This is a genomic window from Pseudoalteromonas sp. T1lg122, assembly GCF_002964825.1.
GTDB classification, from domain to species: domain Bacteria; phylum Pseudomonadota; class Gammaproteobacteria; order Enterobacterales; family Alteromonadaceae; genus Pseudoalteromonas; species Pseudoalteromonas gelatinilytica.
The window spans coordinates 1-26,072 of sequence record NZ_PQCG01000005.1 but is presented as its reverse complement, the minus strand read 5'-3'; the positions used below and the strand labels follow the sequence as shown (position 1 = coordinate 26,072).

General features: G+C 42.7%; 19 protein-coding genes. 9 read left to right on the top strand and 10 right to left on the bottom strand.

The window, feature by feature from the left end:
- Positions 1 to 27: 27 nt before the first annotated feature.
- Both prfH and C2M33_RS04380 read right to left on the bottom strand, forming a co-directional pair.
- Positions 28 to 720: a peptide chain release factor H gene (gene prfH, locus C2M33_RS04385; RefSeq protein ID WP_105173845.1), complete on the bottom strand. Its 693-nt coding sequence runs from the start codon at positions 718 to 720 to the stop codon at positions 28 to 30.
- On the bottom strand, positions 717 to 1,868 hold the full coding sequence (locus C2M33_RS04380) for an RNA ligase RtcB family protein (RefSeq protein ID WP_105173844.1): 1,152 nt from the start codon (positions 1,866 to 1,868) through the stop codon (positions 717 to 719). Before C2M33_RS04380 ends, prfH begins: the two co-directional genes overlap by 4 nt.
- 404 nt (positions 1,869 to 2,272) lie before the next feature.
- Between C2M33_RS04380 and C2M33_RS04375 the strand changes: the two genes are divergently transcribed.
- Positions 2,273 to 3,421, top strand: a complete 1,149-nt coding sequence (locus tag C2M33_RS04375) for a serine hydrolase domain-containing protein (RefSeq protein WP_105173843.1) — start codon at positions 2,273 to 2,275, stop codon at positions 3,419 to 3,421.
- A 19-nt stretch (positions 3,422 to 3,440) separates the two neighbouring features.
- Here C2M33_RS04375 and C2M33_RS04370 read toward each other — a convergent pair whose 3' ends face one another.
- Positions 3,441 to 4,559 (bottom strand): alpha/beta hydrolase, encoded by a 1,119-nt coding sequence (locus C2M33_RS04370; RefSeq protein WP_105173842.1) that lies wholly within the window; start codon positions 4,557 to 4,559, stop codon positions 3,441 to 3,443.
- A 298-nt stretch (positions 4,560 to 4,857) separates the two neighbouring features.
- Between C2M33_RS04370 and C2M33_RS04365 the strand changes: the two genes are divergently transcribed.
- Positions 4,858 to 6,327 carry a M20 family peptidase gene (locus C2M33_RS04365; RefSeq protein ID WP_105173841.1) on the top strand — a complete coding sequence of 490 codons (1,470 nt, stop codon included), beginning with the start codon at positions 4,858 to 4,860 and terminating at the stop codon, positions 6,325 to 6,327.
- Positions 6,328 to 6,353: 26 nt separating this feature from the next.
- Here the strand turns inward: C2M33_RS04365 and C2M33_RS04360 are convergent, their stop codons facing one another.
- A complete protein-coding gene (locus tag C2M33_RS04360) occupies positions 6,354 to 7,556 on the bottom strand; it encodes a helix-turn-helix domain-containing protein (RefSeq protein WP_105173840.1) in 1,203 nt (400 codons plus the stop codon).
- A 214-nt stretch (positions 7,557 to 7,770) separates the two neighbouring features.
- Here C2M33_RS04360 and C2M33_RS04355 point away from each other — a divergent pair, with 214 nt between their 5' ends.
- A complete protein-coding gene (locus C2M33_RS04355) occupies positions 7,771 to 10,074 on the top strand; it encodes a TonB-dependent receptor (RefSeq protein ID WP_105173839.1) in 2,304 nt (767 codons plus the stop codon).
- A gap of 54 nt (positions 10,075 to 10,128) precedes the next feature.
- On the opposite strand, the gene C2M33_RS04350 is transcribed toward C2M33_RS04355, so the two are convergent.
- The 3 genes from C2M33_RS04350 to C2M33_RS04340 form a co-directional block, all read right to left on the bottom strand.
- Positions 10,129 to 11,715, bottom strand: a complete 1,587-nt coding sequence (locus C2M33_RS04350) for an N-acyl-D-amino-acid deacylase family protein (protein WP_105173838.1) — start codon at positions 11,713 to 11,715, stop codon at positions 10,129 to 10,131.
- 130 nt (positions 11,716 to 11,845) lie between these two features.
- Complete coding sequence (gene glmS / locus C2M33_RS04345; RefSeq protein ID WP_105173837.1) at positions 11,846 to 13,666, bottom strand: glutamine--fructose-6-phosphate transaminase (isomerizing); 1,821 nt, start codon at positions 13,664 to 13,666, stop codon at positions 11,846 to 11,848.
- 96 nt (positions 13,667 to 13,762) lie between these two features.
- Positions 13,763 to 14,533: a DeoR/GlpR family DNA-binding transcription regulator gene (locus C2M33_RS04340; protein ID WP_054552250.1), complete on the bottom strand. Its 771-nt coding sequence runs from the start codon at positions 14,531 to 14,533 to the stop codon at positions 13,763 to 13,765.
- A 155-nt stretch (positions 14,534 to 14,688) separates the two neighbouring features.
- Here C2M33_RS04340 and C2M33_RS04335 point away from each other — a divergent pair, with 155 nt between their 5' ends.
- Positions 14,689 to 15,216, top strand: a complete 528-nt coding sequence (locus C2M33_RS04335; protein WP_105173836.1) for a sugar O-acetyltransferase — start codon at positions 14,689 to 14,691, stop codon at positions 15,214 to 15,216.
- Between the two features lie 116 nt (positions 15,217 to 15,332).
- On the opposite strand, the gene C2M33_RS04330 is transcribed toward C2M33_RS04335, so the two are convergent.
- From C2M33_RS04330 to C2M33_RS04320, 3 genes are read right to left on the bottom strand one after another with little or no spacing between them, the layout of a single operon-like run.
- A complete protein-coding gene (locus C2M33_RS04330) occupies positions 15,333 to 17,729 on the bottom strand; it encodes an ABC transporter permease (protein WP_105173835.1) in 2,397 nt (798 codons plus the stop codon).
- A 1-nt stretch (position 17,730) separates the two neighbouring features.
- Complete coding sequence (locus C2M33_RS04325) at positions 17,731 to 18,432, bottom strand: ABC transporter ATP-binding protein (protein ID WP_105173834.1); 702 nt, start codon at positions 18,430 to 18,432, stop codon at positions 17,731 to 17,733.
- A gap of 11 nt (positions 18,433 to 18,443) precedes the next feature.
- Entirely contained in the window at positions 18,444 to 19,697 is a 1,254-nt protein-coding gene (locus C2M33_RS04320; RefSeq protein WP_054552245.1) for an efflux RND transporter periplasmic adaptor subunit, read from the bottom strand.
- A 230-nt stretch (positions 19,698 to 19,927) separates the two neighbouring features.
- Here C2M33_RS04320 and C2M33_RS04315 point away from each other — a divergent pair, with 230 nt between their 5' ends.
- From C2M33_RS04315 to C2M33_RS04295, 5 genes are all read left to right on the top strand, one after another.
- Complete coding sequence (locus tag C2M33_RS04315; protein WP_105173833.1) at positions 19,928 to 21,331, top strand: sigma-54-dependent transcriptional regulator; 1,404 nt, start codon at positions 19,928 to 19,930, stop codon at positions 21,329 to 21,331.
- A gap of 3 nt (positions 21,332 to 21,334) precedes the next feature.
- Positions 21,335 to 22,639 (top strand): sensor histidine kinase, encoded by a 1,305-nt coding sequence (locus C2M33_RS04310; RefSeq protein WP_105173832.1) that lies wholly within the window; start codon positions 21,335 to 21,337, stop codon positions 22,637 to 22,639.
- 84 nt (positions 22,640 to 22,723) lie between these two features.
- Positions 22,724 to 23,263 carry a hypothetical protein gene (locus C2M33_RS04305; protein ID WP_105173831.1) on the top strand — a complete coding sequence of 180 codons (540 nt, stop codon included), beginning with the start codon at positions 22,724 to 22,726 and terminating at the stop codon, positions 23,261 to 23,263.
- Positions 23,264 to 23,381: 118 nt separating this feature from the next.
- Positions 23,382 to 24,659, top strand: a complete 1,278-nt coding sequence (locus tag C2M33_RS04300) for a LysM peptidoglycan-binding domain-containing protein (protein WP_105173830.1) — start codon at positions 23,382 to 23,384, stop codon at positions 24,657 to 24,659.
- A gap of 91 nt (positions 24,660 to 24,750) precedes the next feature.
- Complete coding sequence (locus C2M33_RS04295; protein WP_105173829.1) at positions 24,751 to 25,467, top strand: hypothetical protein; 717 nt, start codon at positions 24,751 to 24,753, stop codon at positions 25,465 to 25,467.
- Positions 25,468 to 26,072 lie beyond the last annotated feature (605 nt).

Sequence of the window (26,072 nt, the reverse complement as noted above, 5' to 3'; positions counted from 1 at the left end):
GCAATCAATGCCTTGCCTAAATCGCTTTTAATTCCAACTGAAACTCGCATCTTGAGGTGGTTTGGGTATCAACAGTTTTCCATGTCCTTTTCCTTTGTGAGTCTGGCTAAACTCAGGGCCCTTAAACGTACGAATCGGATTACCCCGTTGCAGCTCATTGTGTTGTTGCCACCGCGACTTTTGCTGCTGGCTTGCAGCCTGCTGAGTTTGCTCTGCCAGTTTTTGCATTAGCAAAACTCGGGCTAAACGCTTATTCGCATGCTGACTTCGTTCACTCTCTACGCGAACAGTAATTCCTGTCGCAACATGGGTAGCACGAACAGCCGAATCAGTGGTGTTTACATGTTGGCCTCCCGCGCCACTTGCGCGGCATTGCTGAAAGCGGATCTCGCTATCAAATTTTTGCTCTGCTATTTCAAATAGTTGACCGCCAAAGTACCAGTTTTTACGCTTATGCCTCGCTCTGAATGGGCTTTGACAAACCCACAACATCGAGCCATGCCATTGCTGCGCAAACTGTTTTAAAATTTGCGGCTCAGCACCGGTTAATTCAAGCAATACCGATTTGTAGCAGCCTGAAAGCTCAGCTTGCTCTACAGCAAGAGTATTCATCTTAATAGCTAACGCTTTAGCATCACATTCAAGGCGCTTAACAGCCATAGCCACCGCTTTACAGCACTCTAAAGGACCCGCCCCTGACGATAATTGCACTAAGATCATCCGCACGTTCCTTGTGTTTTAAAGGTAAGCACAGGCTTTAATTTGGCAATTACAGTAACCAGCCCAGCATCAACAAGGTCATCAATAACTGTTTGGCAGTCTTTGTAAGCTTGTGGTGCTTCATCATAAAGCAGCGTTTTATCATTACAGATCACCCTGCTACCAAACGCAGTGCGATATAAATCTTCCTTTTTAAACTTGTGACTCAAACGGCCTTGGCATTCTCCACGCTTCCATTTGCGACCAGCGCCATGTGCAAGGGAGCGTAAGTTTACGTTTTGCTCAGCCGTTGGCTTAACTAAGTAACTGTAATCACCGCGAGAGCCCGGGATCATCACAGCCCCTTGATCGCTGGGTGTGGCGCCTTTTCGATGTAACCAGCCTGCTTGTCCTGCAATCTGTGATTGACTTACAAGGTTATGATTCACATCTAAAACCTGTTCGCCACCAGCGCGAATAGCTTGTAAAAAACGCCGTGCGATCAGTTCTCGGTTTAACTGAGCCCAACGCAGTGCTTCGTCATGTTTGGCCATATAACCTGTAAAGGCACCACTTTCTACCTCAAGGCCATCATGGTTATGCTCTGCAATATGCTTAACTAAAATAGCTTGCCCTAACCCTCTAGAGCCAGAATGCACCAATAGCTGCAATTGTTTAGGTTGTAGGCCTAAAGCAAGCAAGGCTTGTTGATCAAACACCTCTTCAATCGCCTGAAATTCAGCGAAATGATTGCCACCACCTATGGTGCCAAGGGCGCTATCAAAACCAGTTTGTGTGATAGCTAGTTCATGTTTTCGCTCGCTAATTAATGTGTGCCAACTTTCATCTAGCGGCTGTTCAACATCGCTTAAGCGTTTTGCGAGCTTATCTACATTTAACTTGGCTAACTTAGTATTGGTTTGCCAAAGCGACATACCGCAGCCAATATCATTCCCCACTAAAGCGGGGTAAATTCTACCTTCTGTAAAAAAGGCAGCCCCAATGGGGTAACCTCGACCTGGGTGTAAATCGGGCATACCCGCTACAGCGTGCATACCAGGTAATTCAGAAGTTTTAATTAATTGTTGTATTGCTAGACCTTCAATCCACGACTCTTTAGACGCAATAAGGCTAACGTTATCAGTAAGTTTTTGGACGGACTTGCCCATAATACCAATTCCTTTCTCTGCAATAGAAAAATGCTAACGAAAAATGATTTGGCAGGTCTTTGATTAATTGATCAGGCTTAGCTTTGAAAAGCTAATAAAAAAATAGCTTCGAGCTAGGCAAGAAAACGACCTGCAAAGGAACAAGTTGTATAAGTCATATTGTTTACTCCTCTACAGTGTGTGAATGGTTAAAATCGCGGCGATTGTAAACACCTTAAAAAGTGAAAGCAACTAAAAAATAATCAATCGTTATTATTTACGCTCTTTTTAAATGTTCATCACAACGTGAAAAATGTGCAATTAAGCGCCTATGGGTTGTCATCTAGAGAAAATTTGAGCAATCTAAAAAAGCCTTAAAAATAATAACAAGAGTGACTGCAAAGTTACTCAAAAAGGATGCCGCCATGCTCAAACACCGTATAGCTCGCTCGCTCATCAGCCTACCTCTATTGATGGCTACCCATGTCACTAGTGCAGCTGAACTACCACAAGCGATTGATGCCGCCTTTCAATCGGCGGTGAGTGCGAAAACGGTGCCGGGCATTACTGTCGCAGTGGCCGATAAATCAGGAATAATTGCGGCAAAGGGTTATGGTTTTGCCGATATCGAAAATCAAGTTTTAATGAGTCCCGAGCATAAGGTTCGCATTGGCAGTGTCTCTAAACTTATTGCCACTGCCGCTATGATGCGCCTTTACGACAAGGGGTTGATTAACTTAGACAAACCTGTAACCGACTATGTAACTAACTGGCCAGAAAAACATGCAGCTTTAACACTGCGCCAACTCGCGTCACATACCGCAGGGATCCGCCATTACAAAAAAGGCGCCAATGAATTTTTACTCAACAAATGGTATGGCGATATTGATAGCGCTTTAGCCATGTTTAAAAATGATCCCCTACTGTTTGAGCCGGGCACCAAACAGCAGTATTCAACATTTGCTTGGACATTAGTTAGCGCTGCGATGGAAGGCGCTGATCCGAAACGCAACTTTCGACAAATTATCGAACAAGAAGTCTTCGCGCCACTCAAGTTAAACGACACATATTTTGATGAGCAGTTTACCCTGATCCCACATCGAGCAAGACCTTATAGCGTTGATCAGGGCCGTTTAATTAACTCACCGCAGACCGATCACAGCTATAAATGGGCAGGCGGTGGCTTTATTGCAACGCCAAGTGATATCGTCAAGTTTGCAGTAGCTCACACGCAGGGCAATTATCTAAAAGCAACCACCGTGGATGAAATGTTTACCCCAGCCACTCTCAATAATGGTGAACAGGTCGATTTTGGTATCGGTTGGATGACAGGTTTCAAAAACTATCAACAAAGAGAAAAATACCAACATAATACTGAACTACAAGCCTTGATGGCCGACCTGCCACACGCTGTAATGCATTCTGGCGGTAGTATGGGTGGCATTACCATGACCATTATGTGTGTTGATCATCAACGCGCGGTGACTGTGGTTAAAAACGTTAATGGTGATAACAGCGCAGATGTATTTGCGCTTGCCCTACAAACCCTAAGCTATTATCACCAAGACCATTGATTTGTTTAAGGCAGCTTAACTATAGCTGCCCTTGTAACCTCGTTTTTGTTTCTTTTAAGTAATCTGGGTAGGGATACGAGTCATCTGCAACAGCGATTGCAGCCTCGATTTGAATTAATGCTTGGCGAGTATTACCTTGCATTTCATAGCCATATGACAAAGCTGATAGTGCATACACTGATTTAGGGTAGTTTTTGATATTGTACTTAAACACCTCAATAGCCCGCTCAAATTGCTGGTTATCCGTTAAGCTGTAACCCAGCAACCTAACAGCGCGGTCTGGTGGCGCTATTTGCTCGCCCCATTGCTGAGATAAACGTTGATAATAGGCATCAATTGATGAAACATCATCGCCCAATGCACTCAAAGGCATATCTTTAGATAAAAATAAGCCATGGTACGCATTAAATGCCCCAGCGGCTGAGGTTAGGTTATGCGAAACGCCTGCAAAGGCATCGCTCTTAAAGCGCAGATTTTGCACCTTACTATTTTGCAATGTTTGCTGCATATCATCGTATCTTTCGCGCATAATGCCGGCTTCTTCGCCGATATTCATATATACATAGCTGTTAATACTTTTGGCTTTAGTAACAAAGGTATTTAGACTCTTAGCCGGGGCGCCATAGTTCCACCATACCGCAGGGCTATAAGCAATGTGCGCTTGAAATAACTCAGGCTCAGCCTGCATAGCGTAAAGAGCAAGTACACCCGCAGCTGAGGCTCCGGCAATAACTCTATAATCATGAGTACGATACTGTTTATTAACCAAAGGCATCAGTTCTTGCTCTACGAAAGCTAAAAACTTTGCTGCACCACCGCCTTCGCCAACAGGCCCTTGTGGTTCTTTGTTCACTGACGGATAAAAATCTCTAAGTCGATTAGTGCTTTCAATCGCAACTACAATCACCTCTGGCGCTTGATCATTTTCTTGTAAGCGCTCTAGCACAGCATTAATTAAGGGTAAATTACCGGCCCCATCTAAACGGTAAATAACGGGATACTTTTTGTTTGGATGTGTTTGATAGCTTTTAGGTAATTGCACAACGACAGTGCGTTGCTCACTAAGATTACTTGATTCGATAGTATGCGTATGTTGGCTGTAATGTGTAACGGCATCATCTGCAGCTGGTTCAGCCATTACAAGACTAGTACAGAGTAAAAAACCACTAATACAGAATAACTTAAATAGTCGCACGACTTATCCTTAAGAAAAATTGGTAATTTTTTAAGCTAACAGAATTGCAGGTACAAACAAAGAAAAAAAGAGCACCATTTTCTGAGACTTAACCTCCAACCAACAACCAACAACCAACAACCAACAACCAACAACCAAAGTAGTTTTTTATAGAATTTATTCTCAGTTTGCAAAACCGGAAGTAAACCAGCCATTTTTACGTTTCACTCACTCAGTACTTTTCTAAATAGTGAAATAAATCATGACAATAAAAAAAATACTCATCTGCTTTGTAGCGGCTTTGCTACTGCTAACTGCGATTGTGTTATTTCGCACTTGGCAATTCAAACCCGCAGCAATCACCCCAATCCCTAAAGCAAATATTGCTGTAAACAGTCAGCAGATTGCTGAACACTTATCTCAAGCGGTGCAATTTAAAACGATTTCAAAAGAGCATCGTTCTGATATTGATTACCAGCAGTTTAGCGCATTTATATCTTGGCTAGCGCAAACATACCCCGATGTTCACCAACAACTTGAGTTAAAAAAGTTTAATGATTACACCTTGCTCTTTCATTGGCGTGGTAGCGAGGCGCATAACAAAGCGATTTTATTATCTGCTCATTATGATGTCGTTCCGGTCATTGCCGGCACAGAGTCATTATGGAGCCACCCTCCCTTTGCTGGCACCATTGATAGTGAACATGTTTGGGGGCGCGGAACACTTGATGATAAAGGCTCAGCAATTACTCTCATGGAAGCGATCACTCATTTACTTGCACAAGACTACCGCCCCAAGCGAGATGTTTATATTGCGCTAACGCATGATGAAGAAATTGGTAGTAAATATGGTGCTGCAGCAATTGCTGATTACTTTGCTGATGCAGCTATTGCCCTTGAATGGTCACTCGATGAAGGCTCATTTGTACTTGATGGTATGATCCCTGGTGTAGAGCCAAAAGTGGCAAGTATTAACGTCACCGAAAAAGGCTATTTAACCCTTGAGCTAATCGCACATGCCAAGGGTGGTCACAGCTCAATGCCTCCCTCAGAAACGGCAGTGAGTATCTTAGCGCAAGCCATTGTAAACTTAAAAAATTCCCCAGTGCCCGGTGGTCTTGAAGGTATTTCGGCGCAAATTTACGATAAAATGGCTCGTCATATGCCTTTTTCAAGCCGTGTGTTATTTGCCAACCAATGGTTATTTGGCTCACTTATCGAAAATAAAATGAGTGAAATGAGCTCTGCTAATGCCATGCTCCGCACAACCACAGCACCGACTATGTTATCGGGCAGTGAGAAATCAAACGTATTACCCATCGAAGCTAAAGCAAAAGTTAACTTTCGAATTCACCCACGCGATTCCGTCGAGAGTATCATTGCCTACGTAAATGCAGTGATTGATGACCCTCGTATTGAGATTGGCATTGTTGAACAATTTGAACCATCACCCGTATCAAGCAGCGAAAGCCCTGCATTTAAACTACTTGCTAATGCTGCACAAAGCATTCATGGCGATCTGGTAGTTGTACCCGGGTTAACAGTAGGGGGGACAGACAGTCGTCGCTACCAACAAGTTGCTGACGATAGCTATCGCTTCTTACCCATGACGCTCACTTCACAAGAGCTAACCGGTTTCCATGGTACAAATGAAAAAATTAGCATCGAGAACTTAACTAAAGCGGTGCAATTTTATAGCTACTTAATCAAGCAAAGTGATCAAAACCTTTAATTAAGCGCTAAACCCACACTGTGGGTTTAGCTTTTTAAACTCACAGTAGCCGCACTTTGATTGCTGCGATATTGTTTAGGCGTACAACCTTGATAGTTTTTAAAGTGGCTGTAAAAGGTTGAAGCCGAGTTAAAACCAGCCTCAAAGCCAACTTCAGTCGCTGATAAATGGGCTTTATTAGGATCTTCTAAGATGCGAATAGCGGCTTCTATTCGCTGCTTATTAATAAAATCGTAAAACGATAACCCTGCATGACCGTTAATGGTTTCGGATACATGACTCACTGAGACATCTAAACGCTTAGCTAAATCACTCACCTTTAAACCCGCCTCTAAGTATGGCTGTTCAGTCACCATCAATTGCTGCAGTTGCTGCCAAAGTGAAGCAGCATCTACTTCAGTTAAGCTGCTTGTTTGGTACTTTTTATTGCTGCTCGATACGCTTTCTACTGGCTGGTTTCGAGGCTCTTCATTATCTTCAGCGTGGATTGTTACTTGTCTCACCCCGTAATGAGCAATTAGAACGGTTGTCACCAGCATCGCAAGTTCATGCATATGACCACTATTAAATTCATTTCCTAAGAACTGACCAGCTTCAAATAGAATAGCCAATAGAGTACCGATTATATAGCACCAGCAAATCATGGTGACCCAGCGTAAATTGATCTCTTCGATATTAGAAAAACGTCTTTTAATTTGCACTTGGTAAGATTTAAGAATCCCAATGATGATAAAGCCATAAGCTAAATTGCTGACCCAAGCAGCCACCTTATGAAGGTAACGATTTTGTCGATACACATCGCATAACTCATTACTAAAACAAGGTAAAGCCAAACTGTGATTAAGCTCAACGGGCATTTGCCAATGCCAAATGAGTGTAAAAATGAGTACCGGACTCAAATGCCATAAGTGTGTCGCTTGAAGAGTGAAATTAGGCCTTGTTTGAAACAACACATAAAAATACAGCAAAGGACCCGTCAGCATTTGAATACTGACGAGGTAATACACTTGCCCTCTGAGGGCTGGTATCTCAGCTTGCATGATGACAGCTAAAGCCAACATTGAAATCAATAAACTAACCAAGGCCATGGTATTTTTTGCCCCCGCAGAGCCGGGCCCTGCACGCCACAAAAAAAACGACAAACCAAAGCTAAAACACATACATGCGCCGATAAAAAGAGAGAACGGCTGAATTGTCAAAGGGCTAGATAAAAACGCATTTAATGCCATAGTGATACACTTTTATTATTCTTTTTATTTTAATCTCACAGCTGCCAAAGCAGCTAAATACGGGCTTTTTAATATTCCGAATTTGCAAATCAGTAAAAACTTTAAAACTAATTTCTCTTATTTTGCAAAGCCGGAAGCACTAACAAAACTTATCGCTTAAAAGATTAACTTACCAGAAAAAAATAATAATTAATTGCTTCAAAAGGAGAGCTTGGTGGGTCATTTTAAAAAGCACAAACTGGCAAAAACAATAACCAGTTTATTAACCTTGTTGCCTATCGTGAGCCTAGCAGCTGAAACTCAAGATACCGCACAACAAGAACAATTAGCACTCGAAAAAATCATTGTGACAGCGCAAAAGCGCGGTGAAAACTTGCAAGAAGTGCCGCTGGCAATATCAGTGCTTGGCAGCAAGCAAATGGACCGCGGAAATATTCAAAATATTCAAGATATTCAGCAGTCTGTTCCTAACTTGAGCATGGTCACCACTTCTCCATTTACAACCACTATCAACATGCGTGGTATTCCATCAAGCCCTAATGGCGTATTTAACTCGGGCACCAGCCCAGGCATGGGCATGTACGTCGATGGTGTGGTGTATTCGCGAGCAACAGGATTCAACCAAGAACTCAGTAATATTGAGCGAGTGGAAGTTTTGCGTGGCCCACAAGGCACTTTATTTGGTCAAAATACCAATTTAGGGGTTATTAATATCACAACCAAAAAGCCTTCAGATATGGTGGAAGGTAAAGTAAAAGTCGACTTAGGCAATTATGGTCTTCGTAAAACGAACCTGTATTTAACAGGCCCTCTGATCGAAAACGTACTCGCCGCGAGTATTTCTTTGTTTGATGTTTCTCGAGACGGTTATGTTGAAAATAGTGCCGATGGCAGCGAGTTTTCAACACAGGACCGTCATGGTGGTCGCGCGCAAGTTCGTTACACCCCAACAGATAAACTAACCCTTGATATCAGCGCTGAATATTTAAAAGACAAGAGTATTCCTCTTGCTAATAAACTCACTGACTATGAATTAGGTCTTGGCTATTTAGGTCTTTACCCAAGTGGCATGACACCAGAGGATTTTATTACCGATGATATTCATGAAGTGTTTGTAAACCCTGAGCGCTACTTTGTAAGCCGAGAAAACTGGGGCTTAGATACAACGCTCAGTTACCAATTTGATTCTGGGTTTGAGTTTAAATCCATCACGGCTAAAAAGGTGTACGACTCAACCATTGGTACAGACATGGACTCAACTCCCGTTGATATCGTATTCAGTACCGAAACCGAAAATAACGAACAATTCACGCAAGAGTTTCAGATATTATCCCCAACGGATCAGTCATTACGCTATGTAGCTGGTTTTTTCTATTTAGATAATGAAGCTGTAAATGACCAAAACTTTTTAAGTGGTACTGGGATTTATGGCATTCCAACAGGTTTACCAGAGCCGTACCCACAGAGCCTTAACTTACAACCGGGTAGCGGCCCTATCAATGGCGGCACATTACAAACCAAAAGCAGCGCCATTTTTGCAAATGTTAATTATGATTTCACTCAAGCAATTAACGGCTTTTTAGGTTTACGATACTCAGATGTAGAAAAACAAATGAGCTTTTATCAACGCGGCTGGGAAACATCTTTGCCGGGTGTGTACTTGCTCAATTACATTGATATTCCAGCCACAAATCAGACCCTTAAAGATGACTTTTTATCATGGACTGTCGGCTTAAATGGCACAATAAACGACAACAACCACGTTTACGGTAAAGTATCAAAAGGCTATAAAGAAGGGGGGTATAGCTTCCGTCCACAATCTCTACAATCAATTGGTGGCGACCCTTTAAACCCACAGATGAGTTTTGACCGTGAAGCCGTTGTCAGTTACGAATTAGGCCTTAAAAGTGATTTATTTGATCACCGCATGCGTCTAAATATGGCTGCTTTTTACTTAGACTACTCAGATATTCAAACCCGCGTTATTGACGATAATGGCACCAACAGAGTCGTTAATGGCCCATCGGCAACCAGTCAAGGTGTTGAAGCTGAATTGAGCTATCGAGTAACGAAGCAATTAGCTGTGAATGCGGCTATTGGCTATGCTGATGCAACCTTTGATGAATTTGAAAACTGCCATGCCATTGACGACTGTACAGGTAACCAACTTCCGGGAGCCGCAAAATGGACGAACAGCGTCAGCCTAAACTATGAAAACACGCTCACTGAAAATTGGGATCTGTTTGCTGGGGTTGATTATTCGTACCGCGGTAAAGTTCAAAGCGATGCGCGTAACTTATCAGCCACCGAACTTGGTACCAGTAACCTAGTGAATAGCCAGATAGGTATTGTTTCTACAGATGGCACATGGGAAGTCATGTTATGGACTAAAAACCTGCTCGATGAAGAAATTGAGGTTAGTAAAGCAGATAAAGCAACGTCTGAACTGAGTTTCAGTGATGTCATGTATGCTCCCCCAAGAACATACGGTGTTTCATTCACTTATAACTTTTTTTAAACACAAAAAAGCCGGCGAAATAGCCGGCTTTATTATCATTCAATGATTAATAAACTAAAGCGTATGACGCAATATTTGCCCGGCGCTTTTACCCGTCATGCCATCCGGTGATTTAATGACTTGGCCATTAATAATGACGAACTCAATTCCTTCTGCGTACTTATGTGGTGCGCTAAACGTTGATTTATCAGCAACCGTTGCAGGGTCGAGTATGACAATATCAGCAGCATAGCCTTTTGCTATCACTCCTCGGTCAGTGAGGCCCATTCTTGCTGCAGGTAAACTGGTCATTTTACGTATTGCATCAGGTAACGAAATTACCCCTTGTTCACGCACATAATGACCAAGTACTCTGGGGAAGGTGCCGTATCCACGTGGATGGGGGTTGCCCTTACCAAGTTCTGAACCACCCGCATCGGTGGCGATTGCAGTAATTGGGTAAGCCATGATGTACTTAACATCATCTTCATTAATAGCGTGGAAGATCCCCTGAGCACCGCCATTTGCTTGAATTTCCATGGCAAGTTCAGCGGCTTCATCAATACTTTGCGCTCGCCCTTCACGTTTTAAAACTTCAGCAAAGGTTAGCCCATCCCATGCAGGGTTTGCCGCATAATGCGCTATTTGCAGCCTTGCGGGGTCACCACCGCCTCTGTCTTCTCGGATATTTTTGATCAAGCCTTGTTTTATTTTTTGCCTTAACTCTGGATCGTGTAGACGCTTTTCGACTTCAGCTTGACCACCAGCCAATGACCATGCAGGAAATAAAATAGCAAATCGCGTAGAAGAAGCCGTGTAAGGATACTGATCGAGGGTGACATCTAAACCCGCTTTACGAGCATCACGGATCATCTGAATAGTGTGCTTACTCTCACCCCAATTTGGATGACCAATCAGCTTATGATGAGAAATATGCACAGGAATACCGGTCTCTTTTGCAACATCGAGCACTTCATTCATCGCCGTGACAATCTCTGCGCCTTCATCCCGCATATGAGAGGCAAAAAACCCATGCTGAGCATGAGCGGTTTCGGCAAGCACCTTTACCTCAGCAAAGTTTGAGTACACACCTGGAACATATTTAAGCCCAGTCGATAAACCGAACGCCCCCTGCTGCATCGCTTTATCGACCAGTGCTTGCATTGCTTTTAGCTCATCAGCAGTGGCAAGTCGTTGCTCTTCACCCATAACAGCCTTACGAACATCATTATGGCCAATTAATAAGGCTAAGTTAGGCCCTAGAGGTGAATGCTCGGTTTGTGCAAAAAATTGTTTAAAGTCGACAGGAGAAAAACCACAGTTACCGCCCAAAATAGTGGTAATCCCCTGTTGCACTAAATTATCGAGCCGAGGCAGCTCTGCAATTGAGCGCTCAGCATGGGAATGTAAATCGATAAAACCCGGTGCTACAACCTTGCCATTGGCATCTATAACTTGTTGAGCTTTGTCAGCCGCCATATCACCAATTTTAGTGATCTTGCCGCTTTCAATACCAACATCTGCGCGAACCGCTTTGCCACCACGACCATCGAGCAACATCGCGTTTTTGATGATGAGATCAAAAGATTGCCCATAAGTAATCCCCGAGCTGAGCACTAATACAGACAATCCTATAGAGGTTAAAACACTGCGCTTTTTCATTGTTATTATCCTTAGCCAGAGTGTTTAACCATCCTAATAAATTGCAATACAAATTGCATCAATGAACAGTAATTAAGCAAATTACAGGCACAAAAAAGCCGGCTAATTAGCCGGCTCTCGATGCTTTAACTTACTCAACCGTTACCGATTTTGCTAGGTTTCGAGGTTGGTCTACGTCGGTGCCTTTAATAACCGCAACATAGTATGAAAGCAGCTGTAGCGGAATTGTATATACAACCGGAGCAATCACGTCATCCACATGGTTTACGTTGATTACACGCATTGTTTCGTCAGATTCAAACGCTGAGTCTTTGTCTGCGAATACATAGATAATACCGCCACGGGCACGTACTTCTTCTACGTTTGATTTAAGCTTTTCAAGTAACTCGTTGTTTGGTGCTACAACAATGATTGGCATGTCTGCATCAATCAACGCAAGAGGACCATGCTTAAGCTCACCCGCTGCATATGCTTCGGCGTGAATGTATGAAATCTCTTTCAGCTTAAGCGCACCTTCCATCGCGATTGGGTATTGTGAACCACGACCTAAGAATAGTGAGTGGTGCTTATCAGCAAACTCTTCAGCTAAATCTTCAATGCCCTCTGCAAGCAGTAGTGCTTCTTCTAACTTGTTAGGAAGTGTTTTGATTGCATTCACAATCGCACTTTGATCTAGGCCTTTTTCTTGGGCAATAGATGCCGTAAGCATTAATAAGCCAACAAGCTGTGTGGTGAAGGCTTTAGTTGATGCAACACCAATTTCAGCACCCGCTTTAGTCATAAAGGCTAAATCAGATTCACGTACTAATGATGAACCCGGCACGTTACAAATGGTCATTGACGCCATGTAACCTTGCTGTTTTGCAAGACGCAGTGCAGCAAGCGTATCAGCTGTTTCACCAGACTGTGAAATGGTCACAAGTAAGCTATTTTCATGTACAAATGATTCGCGGTAACGGAACTCAGAAGCAATCTCAACGTTACAGCTCACACCAGCAAACTGTTCAAGCCAGTAACGAGCAACCATACCTGAGTGGTATGAAGTACCACAGGCAATAATTTGCACGTGTTTTACGTCTTTAAAGATTTGCTGAGCGCTTTCGCCAAAGGCATCGATCGCGACAGTGTCATTAACTAGGCGGCCATCAAGGGTGTTACGTACAGCAAGTGGCTGCTCGTAAATTTCTTTCAGCATGTAGTGACGATATTCGCCTTTACCTGATGCATCTTGCGTAATGTTTGATTCAATCACTTCGCGCTCAACTGCATCACCATTTGCATCAAAGATTTCTACACTGTCACGGGTAATACGAGCAACATCACCTTCTTCAAGGTAAATAAAGGTACGTGTAACAGGTAATAGAGCAAGTTGGTCAGAGGCAATAAAGTTTTCGCCAAGACCTAAACCTATCACCAGTGGGCTACCTGAGCGCGCTACGATGATTTCGTTGTCGTTCGCTTTATCAAATACAACCGTACCAAATGCACCTTCAAACTGCTTCACAGCAGCCTGTACTGCAGCTAAAAGCGTATCGTGTTGTTGGCGAAGTTGGTGAATAAGGTGCACCATAACTTCAGTGTCTGTTTCTGATAAAAACTCATAACCGTCGCCTTTAAGCGCATCGCGTAGGCTGGCATGGTTTTCGATAATACCGTTATGAACGAGGGCAATTTCGCTGTTCGAAATATGAGGGTGTGCATTCGCTTCGGTTACACTACCATGGGTAGCCCAACGAGTATGTGCAATACCAGTAGTGCCTTTAACAGCAGCTTCATTCAGTGCCGCTTCAAGGTTAGCAACCTTACCCACTGCTTTTACAGTGTTAAGCTCAGTACCTTTAAGTAAAGCCACACCTGCCGAATCATAACCACGGTATTCAAGGCGTTTTAGGCCTTCAACAAGAATTTTATTTACTGGGCGTTCTGCAACAGCCCCAACGATTCCACACATAATCTCTCCTTTTGCACATGCCAAAGTGTTTTACTTTGGGCGAGATGTGTTGTCATAAAATGATGCGTAATAAGGTGTTGTCGGTCTTATTACGGGTTATTCAATTTCTGCACAGATCAGCTGTACACCACATGCTGTTATCGCCTCGCGCTTATCTGCGCTTAGGTTGTTGTCTGTGATAACTGTGGTTACACGCTGCCAAGGCAGTTCTAAATTCGGTATTCTTCGGCCAATTTTTTCTGACTCAACCAGCACCACTACCTCTCGGGCAGCTTCAGCCATCACCTGGCTAAGCCCAACTAATTCATTGAAGGTTGTAGTACCTCTATCAATATCAATGCCATCGGCACCAATAAAAAGTTGGTCAAAGTCGTAAGAGCGTAGAACATTCTCAGCAACTTGGCCCTGAAACGATTCTGAGTGTGGATCCCAAGTTCCGCCGGTCATCAAAAGTGTTGGCTCATTTTCTAATGAAAGCAGTCGGTTAGCGACATTAATAGCATTTGTCATCACCACTAAACCGCGCTTACTTGCAAGCTCAGGGATCATCGCCGCTGTAGTTCGGCCGCTATCAATGATGATGCGGTTATGATCTTTAATAAGCTTTGCAGCTGCCTGTGCGATTGCCATTTTGCGAAGCGAGTCGCTTTTCTCGTTGCTATTTGCAACGATTTCTTGCGGCAATGCAATAGCGCCACCGTAACGGCGTAGTAACAAGCCACTTTTTTCAAGGGCTGTCAGATCTTTGCGTATCGTCACTTCAGAGGTTTGAAACTGCTCTGCTAACGCTTCAACAGCAACTTCACCGAGTTCATTCACTTGGCTTAAGATAGTATGGCGACGTTGTTGAGTGTTTCGTTTTGTCATAAAGTGAACCACATAAGTTTCGTTTCGAAAGTTTTGAGATTTTAAACGAAACAATATAAATGGCAAGTGAATGATCGTTAACCTACACAGGTTTAATTTTGATCTTCATCACCAACACGCTAAGCTATTGGCAAATATAACCATGAACATGCCCCATGAAAGAGTTTAATAGCCTCGACAAGTCCTTACTCGAACAACGAAAAAATGCCCATGAAGTTTGTCGTTTATTTGCCAAAAGCCCAAGTAAAGGCAATTTAAAACGACTAAAAGGCATGTTTGCTCACTGTGGCGAGCTGGTTGTTATAGAAGCGGGTTTTCATTGTGATTATGGCAGTGGTATTAAAATAGGTGATCGAACCTTCATAAATATCAACTGTACTATGCTCGATGCGCCGCTATCTGATGCGCAAATTACGATAGGTGATGACTGCTTAATAGGCCCTAATGTGCAAATACTCGCGGTATCGCATGCAGTAAACCCAACCGAGCGTTTAGCAAAAGCTAATTTTGCAGCGCCGATTAGCATCGGCAACAATGTATGGATTGGTGCAGGCGCTATTATACTTGCGGGTATTAAAGTTGCTGATAATGCCGTGATTGGCGCAGGGGCAATAGTTACCAAAGATGTCGCGGCAAATACCCTAGTAGCAGGTAACCCTGCGGTGAAAGTCAAAGACCTTTAACTCTCATACCGACGCGCTAAAGCACGTCCTACGTAGGTTGTCATTTATGGCGACACATTTAAAACTAAAAAAGCCCAGCTGTATTGCTGGGCTTATAGTTGGGAGTTAGTTAACTGTTATTCATATCTTAAGATAAGTGATGGTCTGGTGCTTGCGGCCTTAAAGGCTAAGCTTGCAACGGTAACCCAAGTAATGGCGGCCACCGCGACGGCGGCAACTAAATACACCCATACAGCTTGTTCAATGCGGTCATTAAAGTTTGCTAACCAATCACCTACCAACAAGTAAGTCACTGGATACGCAATAGCAATACTGAGCGCCACCAGCACTAAGAACTCTTTAGCAATGATATTTACGATACTGATGCGAGATGCACCTAGCACTTTTCGAACAGCCACTTCTTTTTGACGACGCACTGTTGCAAACGAAGCCAAACCAAAGGTACCTAAACAAGTTAAGAACACAGCAAGACCGGTAAAGATTAAAACCACATTCGAAATTCGCTCATCACCTTTTAACAGAGTTTTGTAGTTGTCTGCGAGTAAGTTAATTTTTGGCTCATAGATATTGGCTGAGCTTGCTAATACTTCAGCGATCTGAGCTTTAATGTAAGGCAAGTTTTGCTGATCAATCGTTAAAATTAGTTCTGATACTGGTGATAAAAAGTTAAAGCCACATAAGAACATAATATTTGAGTTGGCATCTTTAGCATTACCTACTTTTACATCTTCAACCACACCCACAACACGCATATCTACGCCACGACCCGAGTCTTTAATTACCTTACCAATAATGTCACTCATGTTAGTGTAACCCGCTTGCCTTGCGACAGATTCAGTCACAATAGTACCCGTACTTGTTACTTCATTTGCACGGCTTGCCCAATCACCAGCAAATTCACGACTAAAGTCACGACCAGCAACCAGTTTTAATCCTAGTGTTTTTACAACATCGTAGCTTGCACCTACTACAGGCGTTAAGCTGCCAGACGCTTCACCATTTGGCCACGTTGGCATAAGTGTATTATTGATTGAAACGGTTAAACGGGTATCAATGACTGTTGTTTGCTGTACGCCTTGAATTGCACTAATACGGTTAACTAAGGCATTTTTTTCTTTTGTGAATACTTCGCCTACAGGTAGCTCTGAAATAACCAATCTTTGTGTTGTTTCATAGCCTAAAGGTAAGCTTTGTAAGTATGTTAATTGCTTTAACAAGGTAATAGAGGCAATGATTAAACCTATTGCTAGCGAAGCCTGTAAGGTTAGTAAGCTCTTACGAACCCATATTGCTGTATTACCACGCTGTAAGTCTCCACTTAAAACGCGTTTTGCACTGAATGACGAAATAAAGAATGCAGGATAAAGCCCAGCTAATATGCCCACAGCAATTGCGACCACAATAATGGCAATGCCAAATTCAGAGGCATAATTCACGCCCAATTCGCGGTCTACTAGTTGGTTAAAGCTTGGTAAAAATAGCTCCACTAAAGCACATGCAATCACCATTGAAAGCATTGATACCAATACAGATTCAGATAAAAACTGCGTTACTAACTGACCTTTACTTGCGCCAAGCGCTTTACGCACACCCACTTCTTTTGCACGTTTAGTCGATTGAGCGACGGTCATATTGATGAAGTTAAAACCTGCAATAAGAATTAGTAACACGCTTAAACCAACACAGATCATCACCACTTGTTTAGCACCACCTGCTTTCATCTCAAACGGTGATTTAGCCGTTAAGTGCAAATCAAGTAATGGATGCAGCTCTAAACTAACTTGCTCCAGCATCGAACCGCTAAAAAAGCGCTCTGTTAAGGTTTTAGCTAATGCATCTGTATCGGTGCCCTCTGCTAAACGCATATAAACATAACTACTGTTGATGTTTATATCGCTTGGATCATGCTTAACATAAACAAGGTTTTTAAAGGCAAAGTGAGTGTTGTCTGTTAAGTCTGCAAACACGGCACGCACTGTGTACTGTCCTTGTTCATGCGTAAGTGTTTCACCAATCACATCGGTGCGACCAAAAATGCGCAGTGCTTCTGATTCACTTAAAGCAAGACTATCTGGTGTACTCATTGCTGTTGTTAAGTCACCCGCCAGCGTTTTCAGATCAATGAAATTTTCAATATTTGCTGTAGCACCATATAAGGCATTTAACTTATAGCCTTGGTTGCGGTAACTCACATCCACCATGGCTTCACGGGTCAGCTCGACCATCGTTAATCCGAATACTTCTTCAACTTGGCTGTAATCTTCGGCCTGCTTTGACTGCACATAATTAAAAATAGGCACCACAGATAAACCGAGTTTTGAGAAGTCTTGGCCAACGCGATAAACACGCTCAGCATGAGGCTGTTGGCTATCGTACGAAAGCTCATTTTTTGCAAACAAAGCAACTAGAATTGCCGCAGCTAAGCCCACACTTAAACCCAGAACATTTAAAATAAAATGCTGCTTTTGGTTTTTAAACGCACGCAACGCGGTGATCAAATAACTTAAAATCATGTTATGCCACCTCTGCTGTTTGTTGAACACGGTTAGCTTTATCAACCATCACTTGGCCATCAAGTAAGCGCACTAAACGGTCAGCATAATTGCCTTCTTTTTCTGAGTGGGTAACCACAATTACCGTGGTACCTTCACGATTTAGCTCACGTAGCATCGCCATGACTTCATCACCATTTTTTGAATCAAGGTTACCCGTAGGCTCATCCGCTAAGATTAGTTTTGGATTAATCACCAGAGCTCTGGCTACTGCTACACGTTGCTGCTGACCACCCGATAGCTGCTGCGGTAAGTGATCTGCTCTATGGTCGATTGCAACACGTTTTAAAATTTCTTCTACTCGCTGTTTACGTTCACTTTTTGAGATATTTTGATACTGTAATGGCAGCTCAACGTTTTCAAATACTGTTAATTCATCAATTAAGTTAAAGCTTTGGAAAACAAAACCAATCGACGCTTTTCTAAGTGCCGCTAATTGCTTTTCACCAAACCCTGCGATGTCTGCACCTAAAAATTCAAAACTACCTACTGATGGCGAATCCAACATACCTAAAATAGAGAGTAATGTTGATTTACCACAGCCAGATGGCCCCATAATGGCAAGAAACTCGCCTTCGTTTACATGTAAGTTAATGTTATTAAGCGCTGTTGTTTCAACATCTTGAGTACGGAACACGCGTGATAAGTTAGTTAATTTAATCATTGTTATTATCCTTAAAATTGTAGTTGTTGTGCTTTATCAAAGTTGCTGTAGCTAGAGGTGATCACGCGATCTCCGGCGCTTAGGCCACTTAACACTTCATAATAGTTTTGATTCTTTTTGCCAAGACGAATGTCTTTTCGTACTGCACGATTGCCATCTTTTTCCATGACATAAACCCAGTTACCCCCTGAGCTGGTAAAAAATGCGCCGCGTTCAAGTAATAAAGCAGTGCCTTTGCTATCACCTAGCATCAGCTGTACATCAAGGCTTTGCCCACGTTTTATGTTGCTCGTGCCATTGGGTAAATCGACTTCAACCTGAAACTGTGATTGCTGAACACGGCTATCAATTTTGCTAACTGTTGCCGCAATTTCGCCTTGCTCGTGTTCAATAAGCACTTGCATACCTGTTTGAACTTGGCTCAGGTAAAACTCATCTAGTCGCACAACTAGCTTATATTCATTAGGAATATCAATCTGCCCTAGGCGAGCACCACGGCCTTTTGATTCACCAATTTCAACATCAAGTTCACTTAAATAACCATCGGCAGGTGCTGTTACGAGTAAGTTTTCAAGGTTCTTACGCGCAAACTGAAGGTTTTTCTCTAACATGTCGGCACTGTCTTTTAACTGGGCTACTTGAACTTCACGAATGCTGTTTTCTTGCTTTTGACGCTCAAGGGTTAGTTCTTTTCGAGCTTTGTAATACGCTAAGTCTTCTTGAATTTCAGATAATTGCTCTTGTGCTAACACACCCGTTTTCACTAGCGGCTGAGTTTGTTTTAAGCGACGCGATAAATGCGTAATTTTAAGATCGATTTCAAGCAAATCACGACGTAAGTTTAAACGGCTGGTTTCCATATTCATTTGCGTGTTACGTAAAAAGTTAAGCTGCTCAGTCACCTGTGCTTCACGACTCATTACATCAAGCTGCAAATTGGTATTGCTTAAACGCACAAGTGGTTGGCCTTTTTTAACAAACTCACCCTGCTCAACAAGTCGCTCTTCGACTTGGCCTCCGGCAATGGTGTCGAGGTAAATAGTAGTGCGAGGCATAACCTGACCACGAAGACTTAAAGCATCAACAAACTCACCTTGTTGTACTGTGCTAATCGTTAAGCTTGTCGCGGTTACTTGCTGACTACGACCTGTTTGCTCAGTTTGCGTGAAACCATAAGCTGCAGCCGCAACAGCTAAGCATGCCGCTGCAATGACTGATTTCTTAAAAAATGCTTTGTTATTTGAGCGTGTAATTTTCTTATCCATGTTGACGCCTTTAAGTTATCTAGGTGCTAATTACCTATAGATAAAACAACTCTTGTGCCAACTTTTATTTTTATTAAATTACAAGGACTTATACAAAAATCAATACGAGTGCATATAATCAAGTGTCCGCTTATAGAACACTTCAAAACCCATATATCGTCCATAAATGGACACTCTTACTATTTTCAATTAGTCTTAGTGTTCCCATAAAGGAATAATAATAAATAGCTATGAAACAAGCAGGATCAATTCTTATCGTCGATGATAACCCCGACGTACTCATCGCCGCACGATTACTTTTAAAGCAGCATTATCAGGTTGTAAAAACCACAGATAACCCCTTTGATATCGAAGGTATCATTAACGCACAGCATGAAGCGGATCAGGCTATAGATGTTGTGTTACTCGATATGAACTTCACGCAAGACTCAATTAGTGGCAAAGAAGGATTCTACTGGCTAAAAAAGATCATGAGCCAAGACGCTAACATTGCGGTACTGCTTATGACGGCCTACAGCGATATTCAGCTAGCTGTCGAAGCAATTAAGGCCGGTGCCTCTGATTTTATTGCCAAGCCTTGGCAAAATGAGCAATTACTCGGTGCTGTAGCGGCGGCATTTTCACACGCTAAAGACAAACAGCAAGTTGGTAAACTCACAAAACAAAAACAAGCCTTGCAGCAATCAATCGGCAACCAACCATTTGAATTTTTAGGCCAAAGTGATGCCATGCAGCAGGTTTTTTCGGTAATCGACAAAGCAGCCAACACCGATGCCAACATATTGATCAGTGGCGAAAGTGGCACAGGTAAAGAGCTCACTGCACATGCAATCCACAATGCAAGCCAGCGCCAAAACCAGCCTTTCATTAGTCTAGATATGGGCTCACTGGCCGAAAGCCTGTTTGAAAGCGAACTATTTGGCCATAAAAAAGGGGCGTTTACTGGCGCGAAAGAAGATCGCATTGGCCGATTTGAGCTGGCCCATGGTGGCAGTTTATTTTTAGACGAGCTAGGTAATTTACCGCTTAACCAACAAGTTAAGCTACTTGCGGCACTACAAAATAGGCAAATAACACCGGTTGGTGGTTCTAAAGTCATCGATATTGATATTCGCTTGATCTGTGCAACGAATGAAAACCTCGAACAAGCAGTTACTGAAGGCAAGTTTAGGCAAGACTTACTGTACCGTGTTAATACCGTAGAGATCCGTTTGCCAGCTCTGCGTGAGCGCAGTGAAGACATTCCATTACTGTGTAACTACTACTTGCAGCACTTTGCACATAAATACAAACGTGAGCTCTCGATTGCAGCATCTGATATGGCACGTTTAAGCCAGTATCATTGGCCAGGCAATGTCCGTGAACTTGCCCATGCAATTGAGCGAGCAGTCATCCTCTCAGAAGGCTCAGAGCTCGATATAAGCTCAGTGATAAGCTCACCAAGTGCTGCTACTAGCACAAATGAGCTCTCTTCAAGCGCCGCTGACTACGACACTTTTGATCTTGAAATCATCGAGCAGAGAACCGTTCGTGCAGCTTTAAAGCATTTTCAAGGGAACGTGAGTCATGCAGCAAAAGCGCTCGGCCTAACACGCGGAGCCATGTATCGTCGTTTAGAAAAATACGGACTTTAATCTATGCGAAATTTTATTATCTTAGCCAGCCTATTAGCTGCATTAATAGGTTTATCAATTACTTTGTTTTGGCAAATAGAACAAAGCGGGTTTTCTGCAATTTCGGCACTTTTAGTAATTTTAAATTTGGTATGTGCCGCGCAAATTTTTAATTTATTTAAACGCCAAACAAGGCGTGCAGATATAGTGTTTCGCGCTTTAGCGAATGGAGACAGCACATTAGGCTTTGGCGACCAACACCCTATGCAGCAGCAATTTGAGCAGGTTAAACAACAAATTCAGGCTGCGCGTTTTAATGCAGAGCAACAAGCCCAGTTCTTACAAGCGCTATTAATTCATATCGATTTAGCAGTATTAGTATGTGACGAACAAGGCACTATTATTGAAAGCAATCCGGCGGTCAGCCGTTTACTTGGACAAGCTGTAAAGCACATCGATGATTTAGGTGTAATAGCCAACCTAGTCCAAGACGCAAAGCAAAATAGCCGTAATACCGTGCCATGGCAAAATGGTGAGCAGCACGATACGTTATCTGTGCAGATCAGTATTGCCGAAATCCAAGGTAAAGTTCGTAAAGTGATCAGTTTGCAATCGATTCATGATCAGCTGCAATTAAAAGAGCAACAAGCTTATAAGCGCCTTACAAAAGTACTAACCCATGAAATCGCTAATTCGATTACGCCACTTTCTTCTTTAGCACAAACTTGTACGGCACTGCTGCCAACTGAGCTTAGTTTTGATGATCAGGAAGATAAACAAGACTTGCAACTCGCCCTAACAACACTCGCATCACGAACCGAGCATTTAGGGGAATTTATAGCGCAATTTAAAAAGGTTAGTAGCTTACCCGCCCCACACTTACAGCCACATATTCTGGCAGATCTTGCCAAGCAAGTTGTTGCTCTGCACTCACAACAAGCTAAGCAACTTAATATTACGTTGAATTTATCGGTGCAAAGCCAACAGTTAGTAATGATAGATAGAGGCCAAGTTGAACAAGTAATAATAAACCTGCTTACCAATGCCCTTGATGTCCTTAAGCAGTTAAATAGTCCAGAGTCAGCAAAGTGCATTGAAGTAAGCATTGCACAAAATGCTAATCAACAACTGTATTTAGAGGTCAGCGACAATGGTACAGGTATCAGCGATCATGTGATTGAGATGATTTTTGTGCCATTTTTTACCACCAAGCAACAAGGCTCAGGAATAGGCTTAAGTTTATCGCGCCAGATCATGCTCAATCATGGCGGCGATCTGGTATATATCAAACGCCAACAAGGAGCCTGCTTCCGCTGCGTGTTCGGCTAACTTACATAGTTAGAACACTTACTTACAATTTGCTAAGGCGCCGTTTGGTATCATGTACCCATTAAGTTTAATGGACTAACCAATATGCGAAACCTTGCCTTAGCACTCTTTTCATCACTTGCCTTCATTCCTGCTACAAGCTTTGCTGGTATTTATGACAGCCCTAATATGAACCTGTTTGTTAAATCAGAGCATAATAGTACTGATTCAATCACCTCAGCCGGCATCGAAGTTATGGCTAAAAATAACTACAGTAATTTCGGCGCAGCATTTACAACGGCACTAGGCTCAGCAGAAGTATTTACTAAAAAAGGTGATCGGGAGACATTTCTCACCTTAGATAGCGGCATCAAATTTGGTTATTTCAGCAACTTTTTTGTCTATGGCGAAGTGGGCTTAGATTTAATTGAGCTTGCTGTATACGACGACCGCGATGACCACGACTACAGAGACCGCTATGATGACGACCACAATAATATTGATGGCTATGTTGGTGTGGGTATGGGCGTGGACTCAAAGCCATTCAGAATAGAGATCTATGCCAGAGCCCGAGAAATAGACAGCCGCTATTGGGAAGCGCAAAACCATGGTTATGCTGGGTTACAAGTTAGTATTTCGTTTTAATTTCAATTGGGTGAGTAAGTTAGCGAGCTGTTAATCTAATGGTCATTTTTAGCTCACCCTATGTTAAGCTTAGGCGCTTTAGTTTACCCGCACCTAAGTTAACGGAGTATTTTAATACGTGTTTTTAAATCGATTTTTAGGCCTTGTTGTTGTTTCTTTTATTGTAACAGGCTGTCAGACTGCCCCTGAGTCACTTCCCGAAAAGAAGCCCATCATCAAAGCCAATCCAGGCACTGTGGTTGCAGAAGCTAAAACAGCACAAGTAGACGCGGTGACACCGCTCAAACCAAGTGAACTTGATGACGTATGGCAGCGTATTCGCATTCAACTACAGTTTAGCGATTCAAGTCACCCAGATGTGCAAAAGCGCATTGCTTGGTACCTTACTCATCCAAATTACATGGAAGAAATAAGCCGCCGTGCAGCGCCGTATTTGTATCATATCGTCACAGAAGTAGAAAACCGTGACTTACCAATAGAACTCGCTCTAATGCCGCTTATAGAGAGCGATTTTGATGCCAGTGCCTATTCGCACAAACATGCATCGGGTTTATGGCAACTCACCCCCTCAATCGCCAAATACTTTAAAGTAAAAATTACCCCTTGGTATGATGGTCGCCAAGATGTGATCGACAGCACCCGCGCAGCTTTGGATTTTATGGAATACCTTTATAAACGCTTTGATGGCGATTGGTATCATGCTATTGCTGCCTACAATATTGGTGAAGGGCGTGTATTACAGGCAATTGCTCGTAATAAAAAACAAGGTAAGTCGACGGACTTCTTTAGCTTAAAACTACCATCGCAAACCAAACAATACGTGCCTAAGTTACTGGCCGCAGCACAATTATTAAAGCACCAAAAAATGATATTCCCTGCCATTAAGAATGAGCAGGCTATTGCGACCTTACCAGTGAGAGGTGCAGTGATCTTGGCAGACAAAGCGAAATGGCAAGAGCTAGAAGAGCTGAACCATGGCGTTATCCGATATCCCGCGGTGATTGATGCGCCACATATTGTGGTCCCAAAAGATCAGCAGGCAAGTTATCAAACTCTATTAGCTAATCAAAAAAGCAATGATTATAGCCAGTGGCAACATTACACTGTTAAACGCGGTGATAGCTTAAGTGTGATTGCAAAGAACTATAAAGTAACAGTTAGCCAACTAAAAACCTTCAATAACCTAAAAACAAACACCATTCGTATTGGTCAAAAACTGATATTGCCGCAATTGGCTGATCAACAAATCGAGTATAAGGTTAAATCTGGCGATAGCCTTTGGAAGATAGCAAAGCAATACAAAGTCAGTATCACTAAGCTCAAACAATGGAATAACCTTTCAAGAGATAGCTTAAGAGTGGGTGAAAAGCTCACCGTATTTATCTCAAATAGTTAATACCAAATCAGGGAGTTTTGCTCCCTGTCTCTTTTATCTATCCAATTAAAGTTGTATCTTTATTAGTCTATAAAAACAACAATTAAAAATTATGGATAATCAGCAACAGGACGCAAGCTGTTCAACCGTTAAAACAGAGCAAAACTCTAACGTTGAAGAGCAAACAAAGACCACCCAGCAAAACACTCAGCCTGCTAGCAACCAGCGCAAGGCATGGTTTACCAACGAGCGGCTAAACCTATTTCTCGCACTCTGCGCCATTATAATTTCAGCAGCCTCCTTTTATGCCACTTACTTGCAAGCCAACGCCGCAGAACGACAAGTAAAAGCCGCAACCTGGCCATGGCTCGAAGTAATGACGGGGAATTTTAATGAAGAAAAAAATCAATCTGAAATCACCTTTGTACTCACTAATTCAGGCTCAGGACCTGCGATAGTAAAGTATGTGAAGTATCATTATAACGACCAATCATATTTAGATATCTATAAAGTAATTTCTGCATGCTGTTTTGATACACAAGCATATGAAACACAGCTACAAACTCTGCAAGATGATTCTCCCGACATAAATATTTTCGAAGCATTTGGCTGGATTATGACGAGTGCCAGTGATAACCGGTTACTGGCATCTGGCAGCAAACTTAAACTTTTTGGTTTCAAGCGAACGGGATTTAATGAAACTCAATGGGACAAAGTAAACAAGCAACGTAATAGCATCAAAACCGAGATCTGCTATTGCTCTTTACTAGAACAATGCTATTTAAGCGATGGCCGCGGTGATGTGAAAGAAATACAGCAGTGTGAGTGACACAGAGCTATCAGCCGTCAGCGATCAGCCGCGCGGTGTGGGTGTTTGGTGCTGCGTCTTCCTCTGCCGGAGGCTCTAGGTTCTAGGTTCTAGGTTCTAGGTTCTAGGTTCTAGGTTCTAGGTTCTAGGTTCTAGGCAAAGTGTACTTGTAGAAATGGCTTTAGCCATGAATGTGTTTGTTATGGTCTGAATTCGGCACTGAAGTGCCTCCTACGGGGTTTTGTTGCTGAAGGTGACTCTGTTACCTAACAACCCGGTAGATCAACTGACATCTATTATCTGACGCCTGACATTCTCATCACGTAGGAATGGCTTTAGCCATGAATGTGTTTGTTATGGTCTGATTCGGCACTGAAGTGCCTCCTACGGGGTTTGTTGCTGAGGGTGACTCTGTACTAAACAACCCCACAGTTCAACTTTACCCTTGCTAACTAGCAACTCGCTAACTCTGACATCTAATATCTGACCTCTGATATCTCTGTATTTCAGCTGACGTCTGACGGCTGAAAGCTGACAGCTAAAACGCAAAAAAGCCCGACTCTTTCGAATCGGGCTTTCTTTAATTTGGAGCCTGGCGATGTCCTACTTTCACATGGCAAATGCCA

What these genes read in the sequence shown, in the direction of transcription:
- C2M33_RS04380 (WP_105173844.1), bottom strand. Translation starts at nt 1,868, where the DNA reads ATGGGCAAGTCCGTCCAAAAACTTACTGATAACGTTAGCCTTATTGCG.
- C2M33_RS04375 (WP_105173843.1), top strand. Translation starts at nt 2,273, where the DNA reads ATGCTCAAACACCGTATAGCTCGCTCGCTCATCAGCCTACCTCTATTG.
- prfH (WP_105173845.1), bottom strand. Translation starts at nt 720, where the DNA reads ATGATCTTAGTGCAATTATCGTCAGGGGCGGGTCCTTTAGAGTGCTGT.
- C2M33_RS04325 (WP_105173834.1), bottom strand. Translation starts at nt 18,432, where the DNA reads ATGATTAAATTAACTAACTTATCACGCGTGTTCCGTACTCAAGATGTT.
- C2M33_RS04335 (WP_105173836.1), top strand. Translation starts at nt 14,689, where the DNA reads ATGAAAGAGTTTAATAGCCTCGACAAGTCCTTACTCGAACAACGAAAA.
- C2M33_RS04295 (WP_105173829.1), top strand. Translation starts at nt 24,751, where the DNA reads ATGGATAATCAGCAACAGGACGCAAGCTGTTCAACCGTTAAAACAGAG.
- C2M33_RS04330 (WP_105173835.1), bottom strand. Translation starts at nt 17,729, where the DNA reads ATGATTTTAAGTTATTTGATCACCGCGTTGCGTGCGTTTAAAAACCAA.
- C2M33_RS04340 (WP_054552250.1), bottom strand. Translation starts at nt 14,533, where the DNA reads ATGACAAAACGAAACACTCAACAACGTCGCCATACTATCTTAAGCCAA.
- C2M33_RS04315 (WP_105173833.1), top strand. Translation starts at nt 19,928, where the DNA reads ATGAAACAAGCAGGATCAATTCTTATCGTCGATGATAACCCCGACGTA.
- C2M33_RS04310 (WP_105173832.1), top strand. Translation starts at nt 21,335, where the DNA reads ATGCGAAATTTTATTATCTTAGCCAGCCTATTAGCTGCATTAATAGGT.
- C2M33_RS04370 (WP_105173842.1), bottom strand. Translation starts at nt 4,559, where the DNA reads ATGGCTGAACCAGCTGCAGATGATGCCGTTACACATTACAGCCAACAT.
- C2M33_RS04320 (WP_054552245.1), bottom strand. Translation starts at nt 19,697, where the DNA reads ATGGATAAGAAAATTACACGCTCAAATAACAAAGCATTTTTTAAGAAA.
- C2M33_RS04350 (WP_105173838.1), bottom strand. Translation starts at nt 11,715, where the DNA reads ATGAAAAAGCGCAGTGTTTTAACCTCTATAGGATTGTCTGTATTAGTG.
- C2M33_RS04360 (WP_105173840.1), bottom strand. Translation starts at nt 7,556, where the DNA reads ATGGCATTAAATGCGTTTTTATCTAGCCCTTTGACAATTCAGCCGTTC.
- glmS (WP_105173837.1), bottom strand. Translation starts at nt 13,666, where the DNA reads ATGTGTGGAATCGTTGGGGCTGTTGCAGAACGCCCAGTAAATAAAATT.
- C2M33_RS04365 (WP_105173841.1), top strand. Translation starts at nt 4,858, where the DNA reads ATGACAATAAAAAAAATACTCATCTGCTTTGTAGCGGCTTTGCTACTG.
- C2M33_RS04305 (WP_105173831.1), top strand. Translation starts at nt 22,724, where the DNA reads ATGCGAAACCTTGCCTTAGCACTCTTTTCATCACTTGCCTTCATTCCT.